Raw genomic sequence first — 12551 nt, 5'->3', positions numbered from 1 at the left:
TCAGGCCTGCTGTTTCAGTTCTTCAATCCGGGCGTCCTTGTCTGCCCACAGCTGGCTTACCCAGCGCTGGAAGTCCACCCGGACGTCGCGGTCGTTCTGGTAATCCATGCCCAGGAACCGCTCTGGTATCTCCCTGGTTCGAATATCAATGACAATCCTGTGCACTCGCCCGCAGAGGTAGTCCCAGATGCCGGCTCTGCCCCCCGGGTACACGATGGTCACATCCAGCATGGTGTGCAGAGACTCGCCCATTGCCTCCAGTACAAAGGCGGTGCCGCCGGCCCGGGGCCTGAGAAGGTTCTTGTAGGGTGAGTTCTGGCTTTTGTGTTTGGCGGGCGTCAGCCGCGTCCCTTCCATGAAGTTGAAAATGGTCACCGGGGTGTAACGGAACTTCTCGCAGGCAGCCCGCGTGGTTTCCACATCCCGGTTCTTCAGCTCCGGGCGGCGGGCGATCTGCTCCTTCGTATGCCGTTGCATGAAGGGGAAGTCCAGGGCCCACCAGGCGATGCCAAGGAAGGGCACCCAGACCAGCTGTTTTTTGAGGAAGAACTTGAGCAACGGGATGCGGCTGTTCAGCGCATGCTGAATGGCGGGAATGTCGGTCCAGCTCTGGTGATTGCAGGTCACGAAGTACCAGTGCTCCCGGCTAAGACCCTCGGCGCCACGGACGTCCCACTCAATCGTATGGAGAACATCAGCCAATACATTGTTGAATCCGATCCAGAACCAGGCAATACGGTTAAGAACAATGGTGCATCCCTTGCGGACAGGAGCCAACGGGATCACCAGTTTGATAATGGCGAAAACCATCAGAATCGGGAAGAGCCATAGGGTGTTCAGTAGAACAAGCAGGATTGCAAGCACACCTTTGACTGGTGCAGGCAAGAGGCTGAGCATTGAGATGTATCTCCGCAATACTAATCAGGGCGGTTATCCGGGGTGGAGTCAGCCTTCGTCGGCGTCTGCACCATCCGCACCACCATCTGGCAGCAGTGCTTCTTCGTTACTGGCGGCGGCCAGCTTGTGCAACGCCTTCTGGCTGTTTTTCTGAACACTGCGGAACTTGTCGTCGTAGTAGTTCAGATTGTTGTAACGGATCATGCTCCGGATTTCTTCCACATAATCCTCGCCCCGCTCGGAATAGCCAAGCAGGCCTGCGGCCAGGCTTGTACCACTGGCAAGCTCGCCGTTGTTGCGGGCCTTGAGACGGATATCCCTGAGCGGCTGGTAGGTGGAGTGGCGGTTCAGGTTCTGAATGTAGGAGCGCACCGACTGGAAGGGCGATTCGAAATCCGCCACTTCATGGCTGGCGCCCTCAATCCGGCTCTGGGGCACAATGCCGCAGCCTTTGGAAAAGCACCACTGGCCAAACAGGTTGTTACCCCGGCGGGCAAAGCGGGAGGTGCCCCAGGCGGATTCGTTGGCCGCCTGTGCCATCACAAGGGAGGGTGGAATCACATCGAGACGGTTCTCCAGGCGACGGAACATGTCCGGGCTGCCTGGCTCCTCATCGACCCGCAGGCGCTCCGCCTGCTTTTCCAGCCAGGTGAGCTCGGATCTGGTGAGTTCGTCCTTGTCTGAAAGGCTTTGCAAATACTCACGCTCGATCAGGATGCGGGAGTTAGCCAGTACAATGCGCGGGTAAAGAAACGAGAAAAACGCTGCCTTCTTTTCAGTGGTGTCACTGTAGGCGGAGAAATCCGGTAGATCCTCTCTGGCCCAACGGGGCAGGGGCGGTAGCTCGGACAGCGCGACATCGCTATCCCCATTGTGGTTAGAGTCCGGCTCCGGCGTATGCACGGCTCCCCAGAAGCCAAAAACCACCATCGGAAAAATCAGCATCAACGCCCGTATACCAGAAGACATAAAACCTCTCGTTCTAATCGACATGCCAGGGATTATAACAGGTTGTACGGCAGTGTCGCCCGAGCGGTTTGGTGCTGGTCAGTCTGGCAGACGGGTAGCCATCAGCAGCCCCAGCATTTCTTCATCGCCATTGGTCTGCTGCAGCTGCAGGAAGAACTGGTCATGGTCAGCGGTAAAAAAACCACCCATTGTCAGTGTACCGTCGGTAAACGTGGCCGTTCCGTCGTTGCTTGCGCTATAGGCAAGAGAGAGATTACCCGGTGACTGAGCCTGTGGCGCAGTGACGGTTTCCATATCCACCTGATGGATAACATCCAGCCTGCGGCCCTCCAGGCGGGCACTGCCTGAGGATTCAATTACCAGCAGGGCGTTGTCGAAATGGGCCAGCCGGTTGCTGGAGGGAGACATGGCCAGGCCGGCTCCCTGCAGGCGGTAGCGACCGCTTGTTGGTGGTGAAGTGTTGGCCCGTTCCGCAGCCAGCATCAGACCATCACCAATGGCATTGGTGTCCAGGTTAAAGCCCATCAGGGTGCCATCCGGTGTCGACGCACCAATGGCGATATCGGGGATTTCATCCGTGCCAGAGGCGCTGTCCCTGTCCAGATTCAGGCGGCCGTTATTGACGATCACATTGCCCTCGTTGGGGTCATAGACCCGCGACGGGCGTTCGCTGATCACCCAGCTGGCGTCCCGCAGGCCGGGATTGTCCGCCGGGGTGGACAGGGTGACAGCCCCGGAACTGCCGCGGCTAAGCGTGGTTGTGGCCATGGCCTGGGTAACCGTCTGGCCGCTGATCTGCCAGCTCCCGATTCCGCTTTCCACCTCCATGGGCCGGGTTTCGTCACCCATGCGGGTAGTCAGGTAAACCACGTTATAGTCGCGGCCATCCAGGGTTGCCCGGTCGAAGCCTTCCTGGCGCAGCAGGTTGATTTCAAACACCGACAGGTATTGGTCTTCCAGTGTACGTTCCCGTTTCAGCTCGCCGCTTTCAGATCGCAGTTCAATGGCCTTGCCGGCAGTGAAGTATCCGCTGAGCACCCGGTCTGGCTGCTCGCTGCCGCCGCCGGTATAGGCGTCCAGGTAATAGGGATTGCGGGTCCAGCCGATGATCTCGGAACTTCCCCGGCCGGTAATGCTCTGGAACAGTGCGCGTCCGGCCAGCAGCCGGATATCGTCTTCCAGGGTTGCGGCACCGGGAGAGGAGGAGTGGGTGTTCAACTGCCAGTCGGAACGATCGAAAAATTCATTGTCGTTTCTGTGGACCAGTGTTTTTCGGTCATAGGGAATATCACTGGCCAGTGAGGTCACACGGATATTGAACGCATCGAAGGAGGTCAGCGTCAGGCCGGGATAGACGTAGCCGGTGCCATTTTCGTCGGTAACTGTTTCTTCCCGGGCAATGCGCACGCCCCATTGGCCGGAGCCGGCAAGGCTGGGCTCCCGGAAGGTCTGGCCCAGCTCCACCCCCCAGAACACAGAGTGATAATCTGCGGAACTGGCTTCGATCTTGCCCGACGAATCCTCGCCCAGCAAGGCATAGTTCGCCATGGAGGACACATAGCGGGCAAAGTCGCCCCTCTCCTCCAGGGCCGTCAGTGCGCCCTGAACACCCAGATTTCCGGCAATATCAATCTCAAAATCATGCACCTGGTCGGCGAGGGTGGCCCAGACATATTTGTTCAGGCACAGGGTGCTGTCGGTGTCGTTCACGCAGTCCATGATCTGGCCGAACTCGCCGGAGGTATAGTTGCCCAGGGCCTTTGCCACCAGGTATTCGGAGAACGGATTGACCTTTACATCCCGGTCCGCATCCGCTGCCAGGGCGCGCATGCGGGTGTTGCCGTAGGTTGCCTCAATGAGCACGTCCGGACCCTGGGGCAGGCCTTCCTCAAAGGTGATAACCGTGCGCCCGGTCTCTTCCGTACGGGAGCGCGTGTCTACAGAGGCAAGGTTGCGGAGAGACTGATCTGTCCGGTAAACGGTGACAGTATCCGGTGTCACTATCCGGAGGTTGCGACGGGTCAGCTCACCGTCTGGTGCCACCGATTCCGGCACTTCCATGGTGACCCGTACTTCGTTTCGCTCAAGACCCGAGGAATTACTGGAGTCGCCGGTGGTGCCAGAGGTGAAATCGTCGTTGGCATTCTTGGCTGGTGGGAAGCTGTTTTCGCTGTTCCTTGCTTCATCAATAGCATCATCCCCGCCTCCGCACCCGCCGGTGAGCGCCATTGTGGAGACAGCTGTAAAGGCTAACAGGGCCCGTTTGGTTGATTGCAAAAAAAGGTTGTCCATGCCAGATAAACCATTCCCGGAGCGTGAGCGGACAGTTTATCAAGTTGGCAACGGGCAAAGAGTGAGGCAGGGCACGAATTCGTGGGGTGGTTACCCCGCCGCCATGGCGGCGGGGCCGGATTTCCAGGGTGTTCAGGGATGGATCAGAAGAAGATCTTCATACCAGCCAGCACACCTTCATCCAGGTTGAGGTCGCCACGGCCCTCAAAGTTGGTATTGAGATAGCGGTAACCGGCAAAGAGCTCGGCGTTACGGATTACGCGGTAGCTGGCCCGCAGCTCCAAGCTGGTCATGTCATCGGAATCACCGAAGGACAGGATGCTCGGCGCGTAATGGAGACCGCCGGTGAACGACAGGCCGGGCACGTCGGGCACATTTACCGTGGCGAACCCGCCCAGGGCAACCGCACCGCCGTCAGCAGGGTCATCTTCCCAGCCGATGGCGCGCACACCAATGCCCGCGGTGGTAGGGAGGTTGCCAAGTGCCGTGCGGCCCTGGGCGTGGAAATCCACGTTGCCGATGTGGCGACTGCCTTCGTGGTAGGTATAGCCGGTACCGACCTGGATGTCAGAATTGGTTTCGAAGAAATTTACCTGGCCCTTGACGGAGTCGTTGGTCAGGCTCAGATCCGCATCGGCAGCGTATAAAGGGGCTGCCGCAAGGGACAGAACGATCAAAGGAATACGGTACGCTTTCATTCTTCTACCTTCTCATTGATTGAATGTAACCGGATCGGGCTTCATTTGGCCGAATGGTAACGGGCCGGCACAGGTGTCTCAACTTAAAACGGGTTAAGGGGCGGTTAATACGGGCCTTCAGTGGGTGGTGGTATCACCGCCCTGATCGAGATCCTCGGGTGACACGTTCTCGGCTGGTACACGATATTCCTCGTTGGCCCAGGCGCCCAGATCAATCAGCTTACAGCGTTCGGAGCAGAAAGGGCGGAAAGGATTGTTCTCATTCCATTCCACGGATTTCCTGCAGGTGGGGCATTCTACGTTCATGGTGGCCTTGTGGGGTTGTTCAGGTGGATGCGGACGCTTTGCAGTATTGTTCCAGAACCGCCCGCAACATTTCAATATTGACAGGTTTGGCCACAAAGGAATCCATACCCGCTTCGCGACAGCGCTCCTCGTCCTTTTCCATGGCACTGGCGGTCAGTGCCACCACAGGAACCCGGGGGCGGTTGTGGGATTTCTCCCATTGGCGTAGACGCCGCGTGGCCTCGAATCCATCCAGTCGGGGCATGATGCAGTCCATGAAAATCACGTCAAACGGATGCCACTGCCACAGGCTGGACGCCGCTTCACCATCATTGGCTGTCATCACGTCACAGCCCAGCTTCTCCAGCAGTCTGCGCGAGAGCGTGCGGTTCACCGGGTTATCTTCCACCAGCAGAACTTTCATGCGGCCACAGGGTAGCTCCTGGCGTCGGGTGTTGTCGCTGACCGCCTGCAGGGAAAAACGCGTGAGGAACCGGCGTTCTTCCTTGGCGGCATCCGCAAACAACTGATGCAGAATCGGTGTCAGACAGGACTCCCGCAGTGACTTGCTCAGGAAGGCATCGGCACCCGCCTGCCGGAAATGCTCCGCATCGCCCCGCTGGGGATTGGAAGACAGAATCAGCAGCCGGGTATGGCTCCATTCCGGGTTGCTGCGAATCTGGCGGCACAGCAGATCGCTGTCCATATCGGGTACGAATCCGTCCAGCACGATGGCGTCAAAGGGTTCGTGGTTATCCGAGGCCAGGCGCACCGAGGTCAGTGCCTCGCCGGCGGATTTCACCGCTTCAATGTCAAGCTCGTGGCGCGAGAGCATTTCCAGGGTAATCTTGCGGGACAGCTCGTAGGAGTCCACCACCAGAATGCGCTTGCCCCGGATCATGCTGGTATCCGGCCGGCTGCGGCCAGTGCTCTCCGTGGCGACCGGCAGGGAGAGCTCCATCCAGAAAGTGGAGCCTTCGCCGGGTTTGCTTTCCAGATCCAGGGAGCCGTTCATGAGGTGCACCAGCTGACGGCAGATAGTCAGCCCCAGGCCCGCGCCCGGGAGCTGGCGCTGAAACCGCTGGCCGAGCTGGACATACGGCTCATACACCAGAGGGATGTCCTCCGGATTTATACCCACTCCGGTATCCTCAACCGCGATCCGAAGCCGCACGTTGTCATCCCTGCGGCCGAGCACTTCAATGCTGATCAGCACGTGGCCGGAGTCGGTAAACTTGATGGCGTTGGAGGTCAGGTTCAGCAGAACCTGCCGCAGCCGCACCGGGTCGCCCCTCAACACCCAGGGCAGGTTCTCGTCGATGCGCAGCTCCAGTGCCAGGCCTTTCTCCCGGGCCCGGGCGCCCAGCATGTGCACCAGATCATTCAGGGTATCCCGCAGGTCAAACGGAATATCCTCCAGCACCAGCTTGCCGGCCTCCATGCTGGAAATATCCAGCAGGTCGTTGATGATGGACGACAGGCTCTCGGACGCATTCAGCAGGGTGTGGACATACTCGCGCTGGTCCTGGTCCAGGGGAGTGTCTGACAGCAGGTTGGCGTAGCCCAGAACCGACTGCAGAGGAATCCGTAGTTCATGGCTGACATTGGCCAGGAACTGGTTCTTGGCGTGGTTGGCCCGCACCGCTTCATCCCGCTCATCCTGCGACTGAATCGAAGTTTGCCGCAGCGAGCGGGTATCTTCCAGCAACTGCAGGCGCATGGTGTTCAGAGCCTGTTCCAGCTCACTGAGCTCATCCCCGCGCTTGGGTGGTTTGCGACGAAGCTTCAGCGGCTCAATCAACGCATCCAGGTTCAGCCGTGCGGCATAGTCGGAAATGGTTTCCAGATGCCGCGACAGGGTGAGCCGGACGATAACGAGAAGCCCCAGGGTACCGAGCATCACAATCATCGACTGGAACAGCAGCGTCAGCAGCGCACGATCCATCAGCTCGTTGTAGACCGTCTCCACCGACGACGTCACCGTCAGGGTTCCCATAGCCTCGGGATTATCGATAGACGCACGGTTGAAAACCAGGGGGAAAGACTGACTGATCACCCGGCCATCCGGATAGGTGCCGGTACTGAACTCCTGACCGCTGCGAGTGATTACCCGGGCGTGCTGGATAACGGGGATGGCGCGCATGTCATCGAGGCTGTTGGCCACCTCACTGAAGTTCATCAGCCACAGGTTGTTGCTCATGGAACCTGAAACCAGCTCTGCCGCACGCTCCTGGGTACTGCGAAGCTCCTGTTTGCGGCGCTCGAACTCGCCAATCATCTGCACGCCCGTTGCTGCCAGCGACAGAATAAGACTGAACAACAGAACGTAAACCAGCAGCCTGGCAGCCAGTGGCCGTACACCTATTCGTCTGAATAACCGGATCGGAGGCAAGGCACGCATTCCCTGTGTCGAAAAAACAACCGATCTGCAGTTTAACAGACCGTTAGCACTTCGACACGTTCCTGTGAATCGTCATGAACAAAGCGAAAACGCACATTCAGATCATAAAGATGCGCACCGTAAATCCGCACTTCATCCCGGCCTCGCCGGAACGACGGCCGAGGATCGTAACTCACCACATCCTCAATCAGCCCCCGCAAATCGGGATACCGCGCCGCCGGCAATTCCGAAAGCTGCTGCTCTGCCTCCGCCAGAAAAACCACCGGCAACCGCTCCGTCGGCGCCGAATCCGCCCAGCCCAACGAAGCCTCCGGCACCGAATCCGCAAACGGCAGATACGGTTTGATATCCAGAACCGGCGTACCGTCAATCAGGTCATGATCGCTGATCCGCAGAACCAGCCGCCCGTCATCATCCCTGCCAAGCCCCTCATTCCGCACCACCGACAGCCCCAGGCTGTTAGGCCGGAACGGCGACCGACTGGCGAACACCCCGATCTTTTTATTCCCCCCCAACCGCGGAGGCCGAACCACCGGCCGCCACTCCGCCCGTACCGCCTCATGAAACTGAAACGTCAGCCACAAATGACTCGCCGTCTCCAACCCCCGAAATGCATCCTCCCGGTCAAACGGCGGCTGAATGATTAACTCGGCATGGGCAAACCGGGTCAGCCCGGGCTGGCGGGGCACCCCAAACTTGTCACGGAAACAGGAACGGGTAATGGCAATGGGTGTTAGCGTTAAAGCCTCAACGGCAGGACGAGAAGGATGACGACTCATTTTTCAGACAACTCCGAGGTAGAGCTTTGCGGGTGGGGGCCCTTGCCGGGAATGTCTTCGGCCAGCGACGGCCGAAGTCAAGCGCACAAGGATGTGCTCGTAGCGGTTCCCGGCAAGGGCCCCCACCCGCGAAGCTCGGCCAGAAAAACACCAGATTCAAAACTCGAACACCGATCAGTAGGGCCGCTCAATACTGCCAGAAAAAAACAACTCAATCCGCAAAACCAACGAAGCCCGATCCTTGAAACTCTCATCCCGCGGAAACTCCAGCGCCGGAATCACCTCCCCAAACAACCAGTCCCCATACAACCGATACCGATAAGTCACGTCCGCAAACACCGACGTCGTCCGCCAGCCGGGCCGGCTTTCCCCCAGAACACCCAGCCGAGGATTCAGAGTAGACCGGTTATTCAGCCGTTTGTAAAAATTCGCCGTCTGGGAAAGCTCAAACTTGCGCTCATCGTGAACCCACTCAACCTCTGAAGACACCAGCGTATTCCAGCCATTCCCCAGATCCCGCCCCGCGCCAAACCACGACCGCGTGCCCCAGCCATCCTGGTGGAAATAATACACCCGCTGCTCTACCGCCAGCTTCCAGTCCTCGCCCGGCTGCCAACTCTTCTCGGCTTTCGCACGCCAGAAAGCGTCCGGTGGCAGCCGCAGCCGAACACCCACATCATTGCTCAGATTGATTGCATCACCGACGCTGGCCAGATAACGAAAGGCACCTGTTGCCTGGGTCTCGCTGCGCTCACTCTCCGTCAGTTGCCGGCTTCGCCGCCGCTCCGAGAGGGGGATCAGTTCATCGCTCTCACTCTCGATGACCAGCCGCAGCTTTTCCTCTGTAGTCGGAATATCCAGCCGGAACCGCGCCTCCGGGTCAAACTGGGCCGGGTCGCCATATTCAGACTCGGTGGCAAAACCCACCCGAAGATAGCTCTCATTATCCGGCAACGCCTGGCTGCTGCCAGACAGCGTACGGTCCGCCCACTCACCAAGAGCCTGGACCCTATTGCCCTGGGTGCGCTCCTGGGTCAGAACCCAGTTGCTGAACTCCAGCCAGTAAGAATCCCTGGGCTCGGCCCAGAATTCGTCGGGGGAAAAAGTAAAAAACGAAGGTGGCAGGCTTTCAGGCGCCAGCGTGCTCTCCACTTCCGGGTCAACAATGGAGAACAGCGCTTCCTGTGCTGCGGACATGCCGGGGGCTGCCGCAAGCAGGGCGGCATATACACGGAAATGGCTGCGGAAAAAACGACGGATGCTAGCGGTCAAAGGCCACCAGGAACTGCTTGTGTAACTCGTCAACGCGGTGTTCAACCTCACTTACGGGCCGGTTATTGTCCACTACCTCATCAGCCTTCTGCAGCCGCTTGTCCCGGGGGATCTGGGCATCAATAATTCGCTGGACCTGGTCACGGAGATTATCATCCCTGGCCATGGTCCGTTCAATCTGAACGTCGACCGGCACATCCACCACAACCACCTTATCAACCAACTGGTGCTGGTCTGTTTCCAGCAGCAATGGTGACACCAGCAACACATAGGGCAGGGCATAGTCCACCGGGCGCAACTGACGAACCAGCTCCTCGCGAATCACCGGGTGCAACAACCCCTCCAACCAGGCCCGCTCCTCCGGCGCATCAAACACCACCTGCCGCAACGCAGCCCGATCCAGCCCACCATCCGGATGCAGGATATCCTCACCAAAATGCTCCGCAATCTTCTTCAGAGCCGGCGTGCCAGGCTCAACAACCTCGCGGGCAACGTCATCGGCATCCACCCAGTGCACACCCCGGGCGCCGAACATCCGCGCAACCGTCGATTTTCCCGAGCCTATGCCACCGGTAAGGCCAACAACAGCCATTAAACCTCCGAAATTGATTCCAAGTTGTCGGGGTTGTCGGATTACGCTTCGCTAATCCGACCTACCGCCATGGTTCCTGTAGGTCGGATTAGGCGAAGCCGTAATCCGACAACCCAACTCCAACTAAACCCCCAGATACGAATACCAAGCCGCCAAAATCTCCGCCCCAAACCAAAGGCAAAGCAACCCCGCCGCCGCCAGATACGGCCCGAACGGAATCGGCACCTCACGCCCATGCTTGCGGAACACCATCAGGCTGATCCCCACAACCGCGCCAACCAGGGACGACAACAGAATAACCGCAGGCAACATCTGCCACCCCAGCCAGGCCCCCAGTGCCGCCAGCAGCTTGAAATCCCCATGCCCCATACCTTCCTTGCCGGTCACAAGCTTGAACAGCCAGTAGATCGACCAGAGCGACAGGTAACCCGCAACAGCGCCCCAGAAGGCGCTGTTAAAGTCAGTGAGCACACCAAAGTAATTCAGAACCAGGCCCAGCCACATCAGCGGCAGCGTTATGCTATCCGGTAACAGCTGGGTGTCAAAATCAATTACCGTCAGCGCAATCAGTGCCCACACCAGCAGCAACGCCCATAACGCCGCAGCCGTCGGCCCCATGACAAGAACGGTCACCACGGAAAACAGCGCCGTCACCGCCTCAATAATCGGATAGCGCGGCGAAATGCCGGCCTTGCAGGAAGCGCACTTGCCACCCAGTACCAGATAACTGATCACCGGAATATTCTCCCAGGCACGAATCCTGTGGCCGCAGGAAGGGCAGGTGGACGCGGGCTTTGAAAGCGTGATCGCCTCTTCCTCTTTTTTCCTCTGCCCGTCAGGAAGCTCAAGAAACTCCTCACACTGGCAACGCCAGTCCTGCTGCATCATTTTGGGCAGTCGCAGGATAACAACGTTGAGAAAACTGCCGATGCAGAGGGAGAAAAGGGTAACCGCGGTGTAGAGAAGCCAGGGAGTGTCGAGGAGGGGAGCTAGGTTTGGCATTGCTTGTCCGAGGTTGGGGAGTTTAGCGAGGGCTTGTTGTTGGATGACGGCTTCGCCTAATCCAACCTACGTGAGAGTGCTGCTGCCGAATCGTAGGTCGGATTAGGCCCAAAGGGCCGTAATCCGACAAGAAGAACCAGACAAATCAAACCACCTGACCCATCTGGAAGATCGGCAGGTACATACCAATAATGAGGCCACCCACCAACACACCAAGAACCGCCATAATCATCGGCTCCATCAGGGCAGTCAGGTTATCAACCATATCGTCAACAACCCCTTCATAATGGTCAGCCACCTTCTCCAGCATCTCATCCAGGTTACCGGACTCCTCGCCGATAGCGGTAAGCTGCACCGCCATTACAGGGAATACACCAGTGGTTTTCATCGAAGCCTGTAGCTGGGTACCGCTGGATACATCGTCCTTGATCTTCATTACCGCATCGCGATAAACCGCATTACCGGTGGCGCCAGCAACCGAATCCAGGGCGTCCACCAAGGGGACGCCGGAAGCGAATGTCGTCGAGAGCACCCGACCAAACTTCGCAACGGCTGATTTGTCCAAAATTTCGCCCACCACGGGAAGCTTCAGCACATATTTGTCGACAAGATCGGAAAACTTCAGGGATTTTTTCTTGGCCTCCTTGAAGAGAAATACCGCGCCGACGATGCCAAGGAGGACAATGAACCACCACTGCTGCATCCATTCCGATATCCCGATAATAAACTGGGTAAACACTGGCAAATCTGCACCAAAGCCCTGGAATAGGCTCTCAAACTGAGGCACAACCTTAACCAGCAGGATGGCGGTAACCACAATCGCAACCACAATGACCGCAATAGGGTAGGTCATGGCCTTCTTGACCTTTTTCTTGAGAGTTTCAGTTTTCTCAAGATACATTGCTATGCGGTCAAGCATCTGCTCAAGCGCGCCGGCCTTTTCGCCGGAGTCCACCAGGTTGCAATAAAGGTTATCAAAATACTTGGGATGGCGACGCAGAGCGTTAGCAAAACTAGTACCCGACGCCACATCGTTGCGAACAGCAGCAATCAGTTCCTTCAATCCCTGGTTTTCCAATCCATCCGTCACGATGTCAAAGCTCTGAACCAGTGGTACACCCGCTTTCATCATCGTCGCCATCTGCCGTGTAAACATGGCAATATCAAACGGCGTGATTTTCTTGCTGCCCCCAAACAACGGCTTGGGCTTCTTCTTCACTTTATCCGGGATAATGCCCTGCTTGCGCAGCTGCGCTTTTACCAGTGCAAGGTTGGTACCGGACACTTCACCCTTGGACTTGTTGCCCTTGCGGTCTTTACCTTCCCAGACGAACGCCTGAAGTTTCTCTGCTTTTTCTGCCATG

The 12551-nt window shown here is 58.0% G+C and carries 11 protein-coding genes; all 11 read right to left on the bottom strand.

The window, feature by feature from the left end:
• Entirely contained in the window at positions 1-897 is an 897-nt protein-coding gene (locus QPM17_RS12855) for an acyltransferase (protein ID WP_285391179.1), read from the bottom strand.
• Between the two features lie 48 nt (positions 898-945).
• Entirely contained in the window at positions 946-1866 is a 921-nt protein-coding gene (locus QPM17_RS12850) for a glucosaminidase domain-containing protein (RefSeq protein WP_285391178.1), read from the bottom strand.
• 78 nt (positions 1867-1944) lie between these two features.
• Positions 1945-4143 carry a hypothetical protein gene (locus QPM17_RS12845; protein ID WP_285391177.1) on the bottom strand — a complete coding sequence of 733 codons (2199 nt, stop codon included), beginning with the start codon at positions 4141-4143 and terminating at the stop codon, positions 1945-1947.
• A 158-nt stretch (positions 4144-4301) separates the two neighbouring features.
• Entirely contained in the window at positions 4302-4856 is a 555-nt protein-coding gene (locus QPM17_RS12840; RefSeq protein WP_285391176.1) for a YfaZ family outer membrane protein, read from the bottom strand.
• Between the two features lie 117 nt (positions 4857-4973).
• Positions 4974-5162: a DNA gyrase inhibitor YacG gene (gene yacG / locus QPM17_RS12835; RefSeq protein WP_285391175.1), complete on the bottom strand. Its 189-nt coding sequence runs from the start codon at positions 5160-5162 to the stop codon at positions 4974-4976.
• Positions 5163-5181: 19 nt separating this feature from the next.
• A complete protein-coding gene (locus tag QPM17_RS12830; protein ID WP_422732766.1) occupies positions 5182-7542 on the bottom strand; it encodes a hybrid sensor histidine kinase/response regulator in 2361 nt (786 codons plus the stop codon).
• Positions 7543-7574: 32 nt separating this feature from the next.
• Positions 7575-8321, bottom strand: a complete 747-nt coding sequence (gene tsaA / locus QPM17_RS12825) for a tRNA (N6-threonylcarbamoyladenosine(37)-N6)-methyltransferase TrmO (RefSeq protein ID WP_285391174.1) — start codon at positions 8319-8321, stop codon at positions 7575-7577.
• Between the two features lie 174 nt (positions 8322-8495).
• Positions 8496-9518, bottom strand: coding sequence for a hypothetical protein (locus QPM17_RS12820; protein WP_285391172.1), 1023 nt, complete (start codon positions 9516-9518; stop codon positions 8496-8498).
• A 64-nt stretch (positions 9519-9582) separates the two neighbouring features.
• Positions 9583-10185 (bottom strand): dephospho-CoA kinase, encoded by a 603-nt coding sequence (coaE, locus tag QPM17_RS12815; protein ID WP_285391171.1) that lies wholly within the window; start codon positions 10183-10185, stop codon positions 9583-9585.
• 123 nt (positions 10186-10308) lie between these two features.
• Positions 10309-11187: a prepilin peptidase gene (locus tag QPM17_RS12810; RefSeq protein ID WP_285391170.1), complete on the bottom strand. Its 879-nt coding sequence runs from the start codon at positions 11185-11187 to the stop codon at positions 10309-10311.
• A gap of 145 nt (positions 11188-11332) precedes the next feature.
• Positions 11333-12550 (bottom strand): type II secretion system F family protein, encoded by a 1218-nt coding sequence (locus QPM17_RS12805; RefSeq protein ID WP_285391169.1) that lies wholly within the window; start codon positions 12548-12550, stop codon positions 11333-11335.
• Position 12551 lies beyond the last annotated feature (1 nt).

The sequence above is a fragment of the Marinobacter azerbaijanicus genome (genome assembly GCF_030250645.1).
Taxonomy (GTDB): Bacteria; Pseudomonadota; Gammaproteobacteria; order Pseudomonadales; family Oleiphilaceae; genus Marinobacter; species Marinobacter azerbaijanicus.
The sequence above is the reverse complement of the archived record's forward strand: the minus strand, read 5'-3'. Positions and strand labels throughout refer to the sequence as shown.

Excerpts from the sequence above, each read along its gene's own strand:
- QPM17_RS12855 (WP_285391179.1), bottom strand. The coding sequence starts at position 897 with ATGCTCAGCCTCTTGCCTGCACCAGTCAAAGGTGTGCTTGCAATCCTG.
- QPM17_RS12850 (WP_285391178.1), bottom strand. The coding sequence starts at position 1,866 with ATGTCTTCTGGTATACGGGCGTTGATGCTGATTTTTCCGATGGTGGTT.
- QPM17_RS12840 (WP_285391176.1), bottom strand. The coding sequence starts at position 4,856 with ATGAAAGCGTACCGTATTCCTTTGATCGTTCTGTCCCTTGCGGCAGCC.
- yacG (WP_285391175.1), bottom strand. The coding sequence starts at position 5,162 with ATGAACGTAGAATGCCCCACCTGCAGGAAATCCGTGGAATGGAATGAG.
- QPM17_RS12830 (WP_422732766.1), bottom strand. The coding sequence starts at position 7,542 with ATGCGTGCCTTGCCTCCGATCCGGTTATTCAGACGAATAGGTGTACGG.
- tsaA (WP_285391174.1), bottom strand. The coding sequence starts at position 8,321 with ATGAGTCGTCATCCTTCTCGTCCTGCCGTTGAGGCTTTAACGCTAACA.
- QPM17_RS12820 (WP_285391172.1), bottom strand. The coding sequence starts at position 9,518 with ATGTCCGCAGCACAGGAAGCGCTGTTCTCCATTGTTGACCCGGAAGTG.
- coaE (WP_285391171.1), bottom strand. The coding sequence starts at position 10,185 with ATGGCTGTTGTTGGCCTTACCGGTGGCATAGGCTCGGGAAAATCGACG.
- QPM17_RS12810 (WP_285391170.1), bottom strand. The coding sequence starts at position 11,187 with ATGCCAAACCTAGCTCCCCTCCTCGACACTCCCTGGCTTCTCTACACC.
- QPM17_RS12805 (WP_285391169.1), bottom strand. The coding sequence starts at position 12,550 with ATGGCAGAAAAAGCAGAGAAACTTCAGGCGTTCGTCTGGGAAGGTAAA.